We start from the raw sequence: 15,111 nt of genomic DNA on the forward strand, positions 1-15,111 counted from the left end.
CTGGGAGTGATGTTGGCCAAAGGCCCGCGCCTGCGCTTCAAATGACCGCACCAAGATATATTCGCTGCAATCACATGATAATTGCGCTATTTTTCCATATATACCGGAATAAAACTCTCGAATGGAGCGCGCCCATGGATCGTTTAAGCGGATTGACAGCCTTCGTTCGTACCGCGGATCTCGGCAGCTTTGCCGCTGCCGGACGCGTGCTCGGCCTTTCGGCCTCCGCTGTCGGCAAGGCGGTCAGCAATCTGGAGCATCAGCTTGGCGTCCGGTTGCTGCAGCGTTCCACGCGCAGCATTCGATTGACCGAGGAAGGGCGGCTCTTTCACGAGCGTTGCCGGCGCGTGCTTGACGATCTCGACGATGCGCAAGCCTCGCTTGCGCAGGCGGTCGCCGTTCCGCGCGGGCGGTTGCGCGTCAGCGTTCCCATCGTCAGCTATCACTTCCTCTTGCCCGTCGTGCCGGAATTCGTTGCTCGATATCCCGAGGTCGAGCTCGACATCGATTTCAACGACCGTATCGTCGATATGATCGAGGAGGGGGTCGATGTCGCGATCCGCAGCGGCGATCTGCCGGATTCGCGGCTGATATCGCGCACCTTGCGCCCGTTTCAGATGTTGCTCTGCGCCGCGCCCAGCTATCTCGAACGCTTCGGCATTCCCGGTTGCCCGCGTGATCTCAACGAGCATCTGGCCGTCAGGTTTCGTTTCCCGAATAGCGGCAAGCTGCAGGATTGGCCATTGAAAATGCCCGAGAGCGAGGCGGATCTTCGAATGCGAACGGCTTTCTCCTGCAACAATATGGAAGCGGTGCGCGGCGCGACCGTCGCCGGCCTTGGCATCGGCTGCATGCCGGATTTCCTCGTGCGCAGCACGCTTGCGGAAGGAAAGCTCAGAACGGTTCTCGACGATTTCATCGATGAACCCGGCCATTTCCATCTGCTCTGGCCATCCAACCGCCATATGTCGCCCAAGGTCCGCGTTTTCGTCGATTTTCTGAGCGAGAGGCTGTTCGCGAAAAGCTGCGATGTCTTGCCGGCAACGACTGCTGCTTAGGACAGAGGCTTTGGGGGCCGGCTCGAATACCGCCTGTTGGTCATAATGATAATTTCTAGAATCGTCTGAGAGACAGTTGTCGCGGGAGTTCGATTTTGCGACGGTGTTGGCTTCATATGCAGACCTGCCGCAGCAATCCGCAGTTCCCAACCGCCAAAATTTGGAAACCCCAATGAGCCGCTTCTGGAGCCCGATTGTTCATTCCTTGACCCCCTATGTCGCCGGCGAGCAGCCGACGACCGGCGGAATAACCAAGCTCAATACCAATGAGAGCCCTTACGGTCCTTCGCCGCTTGCCCTGGAGGCGATCTCTAAGGCTACATCCGATACGCTTCGGCTCTATCCGGATCCGACGGCGCAGGAGCTGCGCATCGCAATTGCCGAAAGCTTCGGGCTCGACAAGGACGAGGTCTTCGTCGGCAATGGATCGGACGAGGTTTTGGCCCATACGTTCCAGGCGCTGCTGAACCATGAGGAACCGCTGCTTTTCCCCGATATTACCTATAGCTTCTACCCCACCTATTGCCGCCTCTATGGGATCGAATTCCGGCAGATTCCGGTCGATACCGAAATGCGCGTCCGCATTGACGATTATCGCCAGCCCTGCGGCGCAATCATTCTGCCCAATCCCAATGCACCCACGGGGATCGGCCTGCCTCTGGCTGATATCGAAACCCTTCTCCGGGATCATCCCGATCAGGTCGTTGTTATCGACGAAGCCTATGTCGATTTCGGCGGCGAGAGTGCGGTTCCACTCGTCCGCACATATCCAAACCTCGTGGTAATCCAGACCCTCTCGAAGTCGCGCGGGCTTGCCGGCTTGCGTGTCGGTTTCGCCGTCGGACAACGGCCGCTAATCGACGCTTTGGAAAGGGTCAAAGACAGCTTCAATTCCTTTCCTCTCGACCGGCTCGCGCAGGCAGGTGCGGTAGCGGCCTGGAAAGATCGCGACTGGTTCGAACGCCATCGCGCCATGATCATCGCCAGCCGGGAACGGCTGGCCGTTGAGCTCGGGGAGCTGGGCTTTCACGTCCTGCCGTCATCCACCAATTTTCTGTTCGCGCGACATCCGAGCCGGCCAGGTGCGGAACTGGCGGCAGAGCTGCGAAGCAGGAACATTCTGGTAAGACGGTTTTCCGGCGAGCGTATCGGCGACTTCCTGCGCATCAGCATCGGTACGGATGAGGAGTGCGACCGGCTGGTGACGGAGCTCGGCGACATTTTGCAGTGAGCTAACGGCCCCGGACGGTCACTTTGAGGCGGAATGCCAGAAGGGCCGATTACCTCAGTCAAACCGAACCGCGGTGGTGTTGGCGCCACAAAGCAGCACAGCCACCCGCTCGTCCGGGACGGGGACATATTTGCCGGCAAGTAGTGCGGCAAAGGCCGTCGCGCCGCCTGGTTCGGCGACAATCCGCAGCCGATCCCACAAAACCTGTTGCCCCAGCCGGATTTCGTCGTCGGATACGAGCACGGGGCGCTGCACATAGGCTTGTGCAATCGGAAACATGATGTCTCCGACACGCTTCGGCGCAAGTGAATCGGCGGCAATGCTGCCTGCCGGCGCATCGACAGGTTTACCGGCCTCGAAGGCCTTCCAGAGTGTCGGCGCCCCATCTGGTTCGACAGCGACGACTCGGACGCGACCCCGGAACCATGCGGCAATGCCGCCGATCAGTCCACCGCCGCCGACAGCGATCAGCAGCGTGTCGATATCGGGAATGTCAGCCTCGATCTCAAGCCCGGTGGTTCCTTGTCCCAGCAAGGTCTCCGGCTGGTCAAAGGCATGGATCGCCATCGCACCGCGTTCCTCGACCCATTGCTGGCTGGCCGCCAGTGCATCGGCATAGCGCTCGCCGCCGATTACGAGGTTGGCTCCGTAGCCGCGGATACGCTCGGCCTTGGCTGGCGACGTCACGCTCGGCACGAAGATCGTCGCCGGAATGCCCAGCCGCATGGCGGCGTAGGCGACTGCCGCGCCGTGATTGCCACCGGAGGCGGCAACGACGCCGGCTTTCGGCACCTCTCTGCCGAGCAGGCTCGAAAAGGCGCCACGTGCTTTGAACGTGCCGGAATGCTGCAGAAACTCGAGCTTGAAATCGACGGAGCCGGAAGCAAGGCCGAAGTCCGCCAAATCCGCCCGCAGAACCGGCGTGTGGCGGATATGCGGGCGGATGCGCTTTTCGGTTTGTGCGATGCGCTCGGGGGTGATCGTTGTGTCGGCAAGCATAGGCATCTCGTAGGCAGAGGTTGACAAGTATTTTGTTACTTAGCAAACTGACGAAATGCAAGAGGTTGATCTCATCAAGGCTTTGGCGAACGAACGCCGCATCAGGATTCTCAGGTGGCTGAGGGAGCCCCGGGCTCATTTCCCACCACAGATCGATGGTGATCTGGTCGAGGATGGCGTCTGCGCGCTTCTCATCGCCGAGAAACTGGAGATCTCACAGGCAACGTTGAGCGAGCACATGCGCATTCTGGTGCAAGCCGGTCTCGTTCGGCCTAAGCGAATCAAACAGTGGATTTTTTACAAGCGCGATGAAGATCGTATGGCACTGCTGGCTGCGCTCGTTGCGGACCTTTAGGCGCATCACTGCGCTGCTGGCCTAACGGGCGTCTCCAAGCGAAAATGGCGTAGTGAGCTGGAACCGGCTCATGGACAAGAAATCGGGGGAAGACCTATTGCAGGATCAAACCTCGTTTTATGGCAGCCGCCAAGCCTTGAGGGTTTTCCCAAGCCATCGAGTGCCCCGCCCGATCGACCATTTCCACACCGATTCCGTGTCTTGGCAGAGCTTCCCAATCCGGATCGGGCAGCGAGTTTTCGCCGAAGATCACCGTCCTTGGCATGGGCAATTGATATAATTGTTCGCGCCAGGTCGGAGAATCGCCCAGGACCAGGGAAGATGCGGAACGATGAACGGCGTAGGGCGATGATATCGATAGAGATGCACCCCAGATGTCGTTTCCGTCCGTCATGCAGGTCCGAATGAGGTCAGCATGGCCATGTGCCAGATAGTCGGCCTCGCTCATCTCGGCAATCTTGCGGCTAAAGAAGCCGCCTCCCGAATCGAGATTGGGTTCGCTCAACACAAGATGCCGCACGCACTCACGCAGAAGATGAGCGACCTTGATGGCGACGGCGCCGCCCATGCTGTGGCCGAAAAGATCGGCGGACTCTAGCTTCGAGCCGCGGATAAATTCGACGATCGTTTGAGCGTGATCGGTAATGCCGTATCCGAAATCGGCAGGGTGGTCGCTGAAACCTGACCCCGGCAAATCGATCAGCAATAATCTCCGTCCTGACAGGGCCGGATTTGCCGCAACCGTGGGATAGTCGCACGAAGATGCGCATCCGAGACCGTGGATGAAGAGCAACGGCGGCTCATCCTCTGGTCCCGGTATGTCATGAAATCTTATGGCGCCTTGTGCCGTTCCTGATTGGAAAGTTTTCACGCTACGACCCGATAATTGTTGTTTCGCATAATCGAGTTGCGTCTCATCCAGACATGGGCGCAACCTTGCTGCCGGCACGAGCGCCCGTAGGGGTCAGTCAGCTTCTGACTGGCGGCAAATCTTTTGACAGAGCCGCCGATCAGTGAGCCGGAGGTTGAGCGATCAAATGTCGCTTGCCGCGTTCGCCCAGATTTCAGCGGCTTGTGCGGCGGTGACGCGGCGCACGTCCGTTTCATCGCGGCGGCTCGCGAAGAGTTCGCTTGCCATGATCTGCTCGGCGAGGTCGGCCGGCAGCGACAGGAGAACACGCTGTCCTTCCTTGTGGATGCCACCAACGTCCGAGCGCTTGCCGGTGATCATGCCGCCGGCGACCGTGTTGTTGCTTTCGGGATCGATCAGGATGAAGGAGCCGGTCGAACGGTTCTGCTCGTAGGGGTCGAAGATGGCGCTCTCGTCGAAGGTCAGGCGAACCTTGCCGATGGCGTTCATCCACAGCGCCTGCGCCGGAGCCCAGGCGCCGGTCTTCAGCTCGAGCTGGGCGATCGGCTGCACTTGCACACGCTGACGGCGGCTGCCGCTCTTCAGCCAATAGCGCTTGCCGGGTTCGATGCCTTCCGGCTGTAGTGCTACGATCTGGGCATCGAAGGAAAGGCCCGTCTGCGGCTGGCTGTCGATGGCGACGATCATGTCGCCGCGCGATACGTCCACCTGGCGGTCAAGAACGAGGGTGATGGCATCGCCCGCAACCGCCGCATTGCGCACGAGATCGAAGGTGACGATCTTCGAGACATTGGCGACCATGCCCGAGGGCAGGATCATGACGCTGTCACCCGGCTTCACCGAACCGCCGGCGACCGTGCCCTGATAGCCGCGGAAGCTTTCGCCGGGGCGGGAGACGCGCTGCACCGAAAGGCGGAAGCCGACCGTCTGCGCCGAGCGAACAGTCGCCAGTTCCAGCGTTTCGACCAGCGTCGGGCCGGTATACCACGGCATGGCGGCTTGGCCGGAATAGACGACGTTTTCACCCTTCAGCGCTGACATCGGGATGGCGGTGATCTGCTTGACGCCGAGCGACAAGGCAAACTCGCGGAAGTCGTTGGAAATCTTCTCGAAACCGGCGCGGTCGTAATTCGTCAGGTCGATCTTGTTGACGGCGAGCACGAACTGCTTGATGCCGAGCAGCGAGGCGATCGTGGCGTGGCGGCGGGTCTGTTCGAGGATGCCCATGCGCGCATCGACCAGCAGGACGGCGAGGTCGGCGGTGGAGGCACCGGTTGCCATGTTGCGGGTGTATTGCTCATGGCCGGGCGTGTCGGCGACGATGAAGGAGCGCTTGTCAGTCGAGAAATAGCGATAGGCGACATCGATGGTGATGCCCTGTTCGCGCTCGGCCTGCAGACCGTCGAGCAGCAATGCGAAATCGGGCAGGCCGAGATCGTTCTGCTTGCCGGTGGAATCGCGCTGGAGCGTGGCGGCCTGGTCTTCCTTGACCGCCTTGGTATCCCAGAGAAGACGGCCGATCAGCGTGGACTTACCGTCATCGACGCTGCCGCAGGTGATCAGGCGAAGCGGGCGCGAATCGCGGAGAGCCTTGGCCGGTTCGGCGGCAGACCCAACAGCGGGCCCAACAATGGGCATCGTGACGACGTTGGCGTTTGCGGTCATCTCAGAAATATCCTTCACGCTTCTTCTTTTCCATGGAGCCGGACTGGTCGCGGTCGATTGCGCGGCCCTGCCGTTCGGAAACCGTGGCGATTTCCAGCTCTGCAATAATGTCTTCCAGTGTCGTCGCAGTGGAACGGATGGCCCCGGTCAGTGGGAAGCAGCCGAGGGTGCGGAAGCGGATCACTTCCTCGCGCTTGGTTTCGCCCGGCAGCAGCTCGAGCCTTGGATCTGCTGCCATGATCATCATGCCGTCGCGCTCGACGATCGGGCGCTTGGCCGCGAAATAGAGCGGCACGATCGGGATTTCCTCGGCCAGGATGTAGCGCCAGATATCCACTTCGGTCCAGTTGGAGAGCGGGAAGACGCGAACGCTTTCGCCCTTGCGGATCTGGCCGTTATAGATGTTCCAGAGTTCCGGGCGCTGGTTGCGCGGATCCCAGCGATGGTCCGGCGTGCGGAAGGAATAGATGCGCTCCTTGGCGCGCGAGGCTTCCTCGTCGCGGCGAGCACCGCCGAAAGCGGCGTCGAACTGGCCGGCATCGAGCGCGTGGCGCAGCGCTTCCGTTTTCATGATGTCGGTGTAGCGGGCCGAGCCATAGGTGAAGGGCGTGATATTCTCAGCCTTGCCGCGCGGATTGATGTGCTCGATGAGATCGAGATCATACTTCTTCACGATCTCGTCGCGGAAGGTGATCATCTCGGCGAATTTCCAGCCGGTGTTCACATGCAGGAGCGGGAAGGGGACGCGGCCGGGATAAAAGGCCTTGCGCGCCAGATGCAGCAGCACCGACGAATCCTTGCCGATCGAATAGAGCATGACGGGACGCTCGAACTCGGCCGCAACCTCACGGAAGATATGAATCGCTTCGTTTTCGAGCGCCTTCAGATGGGGATCGAGGGGCGGCTTGACGCTTTGCGGATGGGAGATTTCCGTATCCGGACGGCTATCGGGCATTGATGACTCCAGAACTTTCAAATGTCCCGACCGAAACTTGGTCGGAAAGAATGGATGCGTTGGTTCCCGGTTGAACAGCGGCGTAGGAAACGCGCTTCGGATCGATGCCGGGAGCCGGCGGGTGTCTTATTGTGCTGTTGCGGCAGCGCCTTCTTCGTGGACATGCAGGCCGCATTCGCGCTTCTCATCGTTTTCCCACCACCAGCGGCCGGCCCGCTCGGGCTCGCCCGGCTTGATGGCGCGGGTGCAGGGCTCGCAGCCGATCGAGGGGTAGCCGCGTGCATGCAGCGGGTTCACCGGAACGCTGTTATCGGCGACATAGGCGCGGATCGCGTCGATATCCCAGTCTGCGAGTGGGTTGATCTTGACCAGGTTGCGCTCGGGGTCGAATTCGGCGAAGGCCGTATCGGCGCGGTTGGCGGACTGGCCGCGGCGCAGGCCGGTGATCCAGATGTTGGCGCCCGAAAGTGCTCGCGAAAGCGGCTTCAACTTGCGCACGCCGCAACAGGCATGCCTGGCTTCGACGCTCTCGTAGAAACCGTTCAGACCGTATTTTTCCGCATAGGCGTCGATATCGGCCTGTTCCGGCTCGTAGCGGACGATCTTGATATCGTATTGGCTTTCCGTCTCGTCGATCAGGGCGAGCGTTTCCGGGAAGAGACGGCCGGTCTGCAGGGTCGCCACTTCGATCGGCAGGCGGTGATTGCCGATCTCCGCTGTGATCACCTGATCTTCGATCCCGAGCGACGTCGTAAACACGGCACGGCCACCGAGGCCGGCCACGAGAGACAGACGGCCGGCAAGATCGAGCGATGCAAGCTGGCTGTTGAGCGTCGCGGCATCTTCAATAAGGGTAATGGCAGTCATGGGGATCCTGTCCTGATGTTGCCGGGAGTATCGCAGTTCGCAACGGCAGCGGACAGAAAAATAGATTTCGAAAGGGAGCGGCTGGAGAGTAAATATCTCCATGAAGCAGCGCCGATAAGGAAAAGCGACCGCCTCGGCTGTTAACCAAGGCGTTTTGCCGCGGGAAGCGGCCCTTCGGAAGCACTCGATATGGCTGACCATGTTTAAGTGCTTGCTTTAATGTCTATAGAAATAGTAGAGTTACACATAGCTTGTCAAATGGAAATCGGAAGTGATGCCCAAAATGATGCACTGCGGTGGATTTTGCGCTAAACTATGGGCATAGCGACGAAGAATGATAACAAGTCTGGGTTGCTAACGTTTCCTGGCCGTGCGCCAAGGGTGTGAGTGCTTCGAAATTGCCCCGGGGACGAGGGCTGAGGAGTTCTGGAGCGGACCGGCCGAATCGCTCGACCGGACGTATCGCATGTGTGTGTGAAGCGGTTCGAAATGATTACTCAGAAAGCAAAATATGCGCTGCGGGCGCTGTCTGCCTTGGCCCAATCCGAGGCGGGTGAGCCGATGATGATTTCCGACATCGCTGCCCAGCAAAAGATCCCGAAGAAATTCCTCGAACAGATCCTTCTCGACCTGAAGCATCAGGGCATTGTCATCAGCCGTCGCGGCAAGCAGGGCGGTTATCTCCTGCGCAAGCCGGCGGACGAGATCACGTTTGGCGAAATCCTGCGGGTCATCGACGGGCCGCTGGCGCCGCTGCCGTGTCTATCACTGACAGCCTATCGTCGCTGCGACGATTGCGACGGTGAGCAGAACTGCGAGATCCGCCACGTCTTTGCCCGGGTGGCGGATGCGACCCGCAAGGTTCTCTTCTCTACGACCATCGCCGATGCCATCGCTCAGCCTGATGGCGCGGAAGTCGCCAGGCTGATGGCTTAGATAGGGCAAGGCCGGGGAAGGCCTACCATGTGCCTTTCTCCGGCATCGGCAGAGCTTCGGCATTCAGTGGGTGGCGTGTTCCTCGCCACCTTCCTTTTCCATGGCACGCCGGGCGCGGATCGCTGCAGCGATGAAGACGCGGGACAGCCCATGATACAAGGGCTCGCGCGACAATAGCCGTGAAGTTACATAGCCGATCATCGATACAGCCATGATCGGGATGACGGCTTGATGATCGCCCGTCATTTCCAGGATGATGACGAAGGCGGTCATCGGCGCCTGCACCACACCGGCGAAATAGCCGGCCATGCCGAGGATTGCCGCAAGCGCCACGCCGCCACCGACCAGTGTGCCGACCGTGCTGCCGAAACCGGCACCGACGGCAAGTGAGGGGGCGAAGATGCCGCCGGGAATGCCTGATATCATCGACAGGAAACTTGCCAGCAGCTTCTCGACGAAGAAGAGCAGGGGCAGGGCATGTCCTTCCACCGCGCCGCGGGCTTGCTCGTAACCGGTGCCGAAGGTTTGGCCGCCGGAGAGCACGCCAACGGCGGCAACGATAAAACCACAGAGGCCGGCAAGGATCAGCATGCGTTTCAGCGGCCGCGGTTGTGCCCAGCGGCGGATGCGAATGCCGGCATAAAGCGCCAATCCGCTGAAGGTGGCACCGAGTGCACCGCCGCCGACACCGCAGATCAGCATGACGATCCAGTCCCGAAGCATCGTCGGCGCCGCATCGGCCGTGCCGAAATAATTGTAGCTGCCGGAGAGGCCGAGTGCGGCAAGGCCGGAAAGAATGACGGCGGTCAGAACCAGACCGTTGGCTCGGGATTCATAGGTACGGCTCATCTCCTCGATGGCAAAGACGATACCGGCAAGCGGCGTGTTGAAGGCGGCGGCGATGCCGGCGGCGGAACCGGCAAGAATCAGCCCTTTCGCCTGCGCCATGCCGCCGAAGCGGGCAACGGCCAGCATGAAGGACGCGCCAACCTGCACCGTCGGCCCCTCGCGGCCGATCGAGGCTCCGCTTAGAAGCCCCAATATGGTGAGCACGATCTTGCCGAAAGCCAGCCTGAGGGAGAGCAGCTTTGTTCGATCCTCTTCATGATGCAGGTGCCGCGCGGCAATCGCCTGCGGAATGCCGCTCCCTTGCGAATTGGGAAACAGCGTCGCAGCCAGATACGCCGATAAAACGAAACCGAGCGGCGTCAGAGCGAGCGGCAGAAGCCACATCCACTCACCCGATTGCGTCACACCGGTAAAAGCCCGCTGCGCCACATCGGCGAGCTTGGCAAAGCCGACACTGATAACACCGATCGCCAGAGCACCCGTCCAGAACACCAAACGCGGCCGCCAGAGATTGAAAGAGCCCCAGATGACGCGGGAACGGCGGAGCAGCTTGGACTTGCGGTAGATAGGGGGCATATGATGTCTGACCGATAGCTTGGCCCGTATGCCTTTGGGGGACATTTTCTCGGGCGGCTCACCATAATGGCGGATTGCGATATCGATCTTTTTTGCAGAATTTCCGTGTGCGGCCAAGGCTTAATCCACGTGTTGACCGTTTAGAGCCATCGAATAGAATGTATCGCAATTGCAATGCAAAGGAGCCGATGAATGAAATCCGCTTCCATACCCCCCTTGAGGGTTGATCCCGCCTTGCGCGCCGCTGCTGAAAGCGTGCTGCGAGAGGGTGAGTCATTGTCAGCATTTGTGGAAAGTTCGCTGCGTGCGCAGATTGAATACCGCCGAACGAGGGCCGAATTCATCGCTCGCGGCATTGCTGCGCGGGAGGATGCGAGGAAAACAGGCGTGTATCATAGCGCTGACGACGTGCTGGGAATGCTGAAGCGCAAACTTGAAGCTGCAAAAGCGTCCGGACGAAAATGACCTTTGCAGTGCGTTACTCCCAAGGCGCGCTCGATGATCTCGAACGACTCTATGACTATCTCTTGGTAAGAGACATCGAGCTTGCGGAAAAAGCCTATCAGGCGATCGCCAAGGCAACGGAATTTCTGGAGAATTTTCCGTTCAGTTGCCGCAAAGCGTCGGCGGACGACGCATTTCTCCGCGAACTCGTCATTCCTTTCGGCTCGTCAGGTTATGTCGCTCTATTCGAAATCGAGGATAGCGAGACGGTGACGATACTGGCGATCAGGCATCAGCGAGAGGAGGATTACCACTGATGCCCGCCCATCCTATCGATCGCTGGTCTCCCACCGCGGATTGATCCAAGGCTCCTGGTTCGAGCGTGCCAGCCTCGGCTTGCCAAGGATGTGGTCGGCCGCCTTTTCGCCTGTCATGATCGAAGGGCCGTTCAGGTTTCCATAGGTCACATGCGGGAAGATCGAGCTGTCGGCGACACGCAGGCCGTCGACGCCGATGACGCGGGTGTCGGGATCGACCACCGCCATGGGATCGTCCTTTGAGCCCATTTTGCAGGTGCCGCAGGGATGATAGGCGCTTTCCAGATGTTCGCGCAGGAAGGCGTCGATCTCGTCGTCGGTCTGAACGTTCGGTCCGGGCTGGATTTCCGGTCCACGATATTCGTCGAAGGCCTTCTGCCCGAAGATCTCGCGGGTAAGGCGCACGCAGTGGCGGAACTTCTCCCAGTCTTCCGGATGGCTCATATAGTTGAAGCGGATAACGGGATCCGCCTTCGGGTCGGAAGAGCGCAGCGTGACGTTGCCGCGCGATTTCGAGAGGTTGTAGCCGACATGCACCTGGAAGCCATGGCTCTTGGCGGCCGCCTTGCCGTCATAGCTGATGGCGACGGGAAGGAAGTGGTACTGAATGTCGGGCTGTTTGACGCCGGGCGCGGAGCGCAGGAAGGCGCAGGCCTCGAACTGGTTGGAGGTGCCGAGGCCCTTCTTGAAGAAGAGCCATTGCGCGCCGGCAATCCCCTGCATGTACCAGGGCAGCCAGGAATAGAGCGACACCGGCTTCAGACTGGTCTGCTGGAAATAGAATTCCATATGGTCCTGCAGGTTGGCGCCGACGCCCGGCCGGTCGGCCTTCACCTCGATGCCCATGTCGCGCAGATGCTGCCCAGGCCCGATGCCGGATAGCATCAGCAGCTTCGGAGAATTGAACGAGGAGGCGGAGACGATCACCTCGCGGTTTGCCTTAACGATCTCGATCTTGCCGTCCCGCTCGACTTCGACACCCGTCGCACGGCCATTTTCGATGACGATCTTGCGGGCGAAGCAGCGGATGAGCGTCACGTTCGGCCGCTTCAGCGCAGGCTTGAGATAGGCTGTCGCCGCAGACCAGCGCCGGCCCATCCACGTCGTCTGCTCCATTAGGCCGAAGCCTTCCTGCTTGCTGCCGTTATAATCCTCCGTCGCCTCGAAGCCCGCCTGCTTGCCCGCCTCGATGAAGGCGTGGAACAGCGGGTTGCGCGCATCGCCCCGGCGCACATGCAACGGGCCATCCTTGCCGCGCCATCCCTCCTCGCCGCCATGCGAATGCTCCATCCGCTTGAAGTAGGGCAGCACGTCGGCATAGGCCCAGCCCTGAGCGCCGAGCTCCTCCCAGCGATTGAAGTCTTCCGCATGACCGCGCACATAGACCATGCCGTTGATCGAGGAAGACCCGCCGATCACCTTGCCGCGCGGTGCGGTGATGCGTCGGTTGTTGAGCTGCGGTTCCGGCTCGGAAAGATAGCCCCAATTGTAACGGTCCATGCTCATCGGCCAGGCAAGGGCTGCGGGCATCTGGATGAAAGGCCCGAAATCGCTGCCGCCGAATTCCAGAACGATGACCGAATGCTTGCCATCTTCCGACAGGCGGTAAGCCATGGCGGAGCCGGCCGAACCCGAGCCAACGATGACGAAATCTGCTTGCATGACTGTTGCCCTCTTTGCGGACGTTCTTCTTGATCTGCGGGACTATGGGTGGCTTCGTCGTTCCCTCGCCCCGCATGAGCGGGGAGAGGGCTAGGGTGAGGGGCGGGGCAATGAGATGCGGCATGCTTGAACCGGCCCCTCATCCGGCTTGTCGCAATCTCACTCCGTTCGATTCCGCCAACCCACCTTCTCCCCGTTTCACGGGGCGAAGGGGCTTGTTCAATAAGGCGCCTGTACCGGCCCCATGCCGACATAGACGGTCTTCAGTTCCGAATAATGCTCCAGCGCCGCCAGTGAATTCTCGCGGCCGAAGCCGGATTGCTTGGAGCCGCCGAAGGGAATTTCGACCGGGCAGAGATTGTAGGTGTTGATCCAGAGCGTACCGGCTTCGAGCTGATCGACGACGCGGTGGGCGCGGGTGAGGTCGGCGGTAAAGACGCCGCCGGAAAGGCCGAATTCGGTGGCATTGGCGCGGGCTATCACCTCGGCCTCGTCATCGAAATCGAGCACGCACATGACCGGCCCGAAAATTTCCTCGCGCGCGATCGTCATGTCGTCGGTCACGTCGGCAAACACGGTCGGCTGGATGTAATAGCCTTCGCCGGAGACATTGTTCGGGATGCCGCCGCCGGTCAGCAGCGTCGCGCCTTCAGCCTTACCCTTTTCGATATAGGCAAGCACCTTTTCGCGCTGCGCCCAGGAGACCATCGGGCCGATCTGTGTTGCCTCATCCATCGGGTCGCCGATGAGCATGGCCTCGGTGCGGGCCTTCAGGCGCTTCAGGAATTCGGACTTGATCTTGCTGTTGACGAAGACGCGCGTGCCGTTCGAGCAGACCTGACCCGTCGAATAGAAATTGCCGAGCATCGCGCCGCCGATGGCGCTGTCGATATCGGCATCGTCGAAAACGATCAGCGGCGACTTGCCGCCGAGTTCCATGGTGACGTGCTTGAGGTTGCCAGCCGCCGAAGCCGCCACCTTGCGGCCCGTCGGCACCGAGCCGGTCAGCGAAACCTTCGCCACATCCGGATGATTGACGAGCAGCGGCCCGGTGTCGCGGTCGCCCTGGATGACGTTATAGAGCCCCTTCGGCAGGCCTGCCTCAATAAGGATTTCGGCGATCTTCAGCGCGCCGAGCGGCGTGTTTTCCGAAGGCTTGAACACCATGGCGTTGCCGGCGACCAGCGCCGGCGCACCCTTCCAGCAGGCGATCTGCTGCGGGTAGTTCCACGCGCCGATGCCGACGCACACGCCGAGCGGCACGCGCTTGGTATAGGCGAAGTCACCGCCGAGCGGGATATAGGAGCCATTGAGGCCGGCCGCCGCGACGCCGCCGAAGAATTCGAAGCTGTCGGCGCCTGATGTTGGGTCTGCGACAATGGTTTCCTGGATCGGCTTGCCCGTATCCAGCGTCTCCAGCTCGGAAAGCTCGCGGTTACGTTCGCGCATGATCTCGGCTGCCCGCTTCAGGATGCGGCCGCGCGCTGTCGGGCTCATAGCAGCCCATTCCGGCTGCGCACGCTTGGCGCTAGCGATCGCCTTTTCGACGATGGTTGGCGTCGCTGCGTGCAGGCGAGCGATGACTTCGCCGGTCGCCGGATAGATGCTTTCGATAAGAGTGCCGTCGGTGTCCTCGACATATTCCCCGTCGATGAAATGCGAGGCTTTCGGTTGTGCGCGCATTATAGAACCCTCAATTCTTCGTAGGACACCATGACATGCTCTTGGAAAGCAGGTCGCTCGGTGAGGTTTTCATAGTAGCGCTGCAGCCGTGGATGGGCTGGGCGCTGGATGTCGATGTCGAAATAGCGATAGAGAACATGCCCGAATTGTATGTCGGCCAGCGTCAGAGTATCGCCCGCAAGGAAGCGATGCCGTCCGAACTGCGACTCGGCGATGTCTAGCTTCGCAGCGAGTGCTGCGACAGCCGCAACAATCGCCTTCTCATCACGCAGGGCAGGGGCAGTCCGCACCGCGCGCCAGAACACCGGGCCGGTGAAATTTAAGGCGATATTGATCTTCGCCCATTCGGCCCATTTATCGATCTGGGCGCGATGGCGTGCACTCTTCGGCCAGAAGGCATCCTCGCCATATTGCGCCGCGAGATAGCGCAGGATGGCGCCTGTCTCCCACAGCGGCTCGTCATCACCATCGCGTAGCACCGGAACGGTGCCGTTCGGGTTCATCGCCAGGAATTCGGGCGTGTCGTTGACGCCATAGGTAAAGCCGGCGTCGATGCGCTCATAGGCAAGGCCGAGTTCGCCGATGCACCACATCAGCGCCTGCACATTGGATGACGATTTGCGGCCCCAGACGGTCAGCATGG

Annotated in this window: 15 protein-coding genes; 6 read left to right on the top strand and 9 right to left on the bottom strand. The window is 60.5% G+C overall.

The annotated features are described in order from the left end of the window. The first annotated feature begins 134 nt into the window (after positions 1 to 134). Together AC13RC_RS02205 and hisC are read left to right on the top strand one after the other, a co-directional pair. Positions 135 to 1,058 (top strand): LysR family transcriptional regulator, encoded by a 924-nt coding sequence (locus AC13RC_RS02205; RefSeq protein WP_113331923.1) that lies wholly within the window; start codon positions 135 to 137, stop codon positions 1,056 to 1,058. A 172-nt stretch (positions 1,059 to 1,230) separates the two neighbouring features. Next, complete coding sequence (gene hisC, locus AC13RC_RS02210) at positions 1,231 to 2,289, top strand: histidinol-phosphate transaminase (RefSeq protein ID WP_113331922.1); 1,059 nt, start codon at positions 1,231 to 1,233, stop codon at positions 2,287 to 2,289. A gap of 54 nt (positions 2,290 to 2,343) precedes the next feature. Here hisC and AC13RC_RS02215 read toward each other — a convergent pair whose 3' ends face one another. Continuing rightward, positions 2,344 to 3,288 carry a threonine/serine dehydratase gene (locus tag AC13RC_RS02215; protein WP_152093577.1) on the bottom strand — a complete coding sequence of 315 codons (945 nt, stop codon included), beginning with the start codon at positions 3,286 to 3,288 and terminating at the stop codon, positions 2,344 to 2,346. 55 nt (positions 3,289 to 3,343) lie between these two features. On the opposite strand from AC13RC_RS02215, the gene AC13RC_RS02220 reads away from it, so the two are divergent. Then, positions 3,344 to 3,643, top strand: coding sequence for an ArsR/SmtB family transcription factor (locus AC13RC_RS02220; protein ID WP_113331920.1), 300 nt, complete (start codon positions 3,344 to 3,346; stop codon positions 3,641 to 3,643). A gap of 94 nt (positions 3,644 to 3,737) precedes the next feature. On the opposite strand, the gene AC13RC_RS02225 is transcribed toward AC13RC_RS02220, so the two are convergent. From AC13RC_RS02225 to AC13RC_RS02240, 4 genes are all read right to left on the bottom strand, one after another. Then, positions 3,738 to 4,592 (bottom strand): alpha/beta fold hydrolase, encoded by an 855-nt coding sequence (locus tag AC13RC_RS02225; RefSeq protein ID WP_210386767.1) that lies wholly within the window; start codon positions 4,590 to 4,592, stop codon positions 3,738 to 3,740. A gap of 84 nt (positions 4,593 to 4,676) precedes the next feature. Next, positions 4,677 to 6,179: a sulfate adenylyltransferase subunit CysN gene (cysN, locus tag AC13RC_RS02230; RefSeq protein WP_152093576.1), complete on the bottom strand. Its 1,503-nt coding sequence runs from the start codon at positions 6,177 to 6,179 to the stop codon at positions 4,677 to 4,679. Between the two features lies 1 nt (position 6,180). Then, positions 6,181 to 7,134, bottom strand: coding sequence for a sulfate adenylyltransferase subunit CysD (gene cysD, locus AC13RC_RS02235; RefSeq protein WP_152093575.1), 954 nt, complete (start codon positions 7,132 to 7,134; stop codon positions 6,181 to 6,183). 126 nt (positions 7,135 to 7,260) lie between these two features. Continuing rightward, positions 7,261 to 8,001, bottom strand: coding sequence for a phosphoadenylyl-sulfate reductase (locus tag AC13RC_RS02240; protein WP_488556362.1), 741 nt, complete (start codon positions 7,999 to 8,001; stop codon positions 7,261 to 7,263). Between the two features lie 489 nt (positions 8,002 to 8,490). Here AC13RC_RS02240 and AC13RC_RS02245 point away from each other — a divergent pair, with 489 nt between their 5' ends. Next, complete coding sequence (locus AC13RC_RS02245; protein WP_069613821.1) at positions 8,491 to 8,937, top strand: RrF2 family transcriptional regulator; 447 nt, start codon at positions 8,491 to 8,493, stop codon at positions 8,935 to 8,937. 63 nt (positions 8,938 to 9,000) lie between these two features. Here AC13RC_RS02245 and AC13RC_RS02250 read toward each other — a convergent pair whose 3' ends face one another. Beyond that, the gene (locus AC13RC_RS02250; protein WP_488556363.1) at positions 9,001 to 10,362 is read right to left on the bottom strand and encodes a chloride channel protein; all 1,362 of its coding nucleotides are present in this window, start codon (positions 10,360 to 10,362) and stop codon (positions 9,001 to 9,003) included. A 192-nt stretch (positions 10,363 to 10,554) separates the two neighbouring features. On the opposite strand from AC13RC_RS02250, the gene AC13RC_RS02255 reads away from it, so the two are divergent. After that, entirely contained in the window at positions 10,555 to 10,827 is a 273-nt protein-coding gene (locus tag AC13RC_RS02255) for a YlcI/YnfO family protein (protein ID WP_183813376.1), read from the top strand. Further along, entirely contained in the window at positions 10,824 to 11,123 is a 300-nt protein-coding gene (locus tag AC13RC_RS02260) for a type II toxin-antitoxin system RelE/ParE family toxin (RefSeq protein WP_183813374.1), read from the top strand. The genes AC13RC_RS02255 and AC13RC_RS02260 overlap by 4 nt, the downstream gene beginning before the upstream one ends. Positions 11,124 to 11,135: 12 nt before the next feature. Here the strand turns inward: AC13RC_RS02260 and betA are convergent, their stop codons facing one another. From betA to AC13RC_RS02275, 3 genes are all read right to left on the bottom strand, one after another. Continuing rightward, positions 11,136 to 12,785, bottom strand: a complete 1,650-nt coding sequence (gene betA / locus AC13RC_RS02265) for a choline dehydrogenase (RefSeq protein ID WP_488556364.1) — start codon at positions 12,783 to 12,785, stop codon at positions 11,136 to 11,138. 219 nt (positions 12,786 to 13,004) lie between these two features. Further along, positions 13,005 to 14,468, bottom strand: a complete 1,464-nt coding sequence (gene betB, locus AC13RC_RS02270; protein ID WP_488556365.1) for a betaine-aldehyde dehydrogenase — start codon at positions 14,466 to 14,468, stop codon at positions 13,005 to 13,007. Beyond that, a complete protein-coding gene (locus tag AC13RC_RS02275) occupies positions 14,468 to 15,109 on the bottom strand; it encodes a glutathione S-transferase family protein (protein WP_488556366.1) in 642 nt (213 codons plus the stop codon). The genes betB and AC13RC_RS02275 overlap by 1 nt, the downstream gene beginning before the upstream one ends. Positions 15,110 to 15,111: the final 2 nt, after the last annotated feature.

Source organism: Martinezella sp. CNPSo 3890, assembly GCF_057784455.1.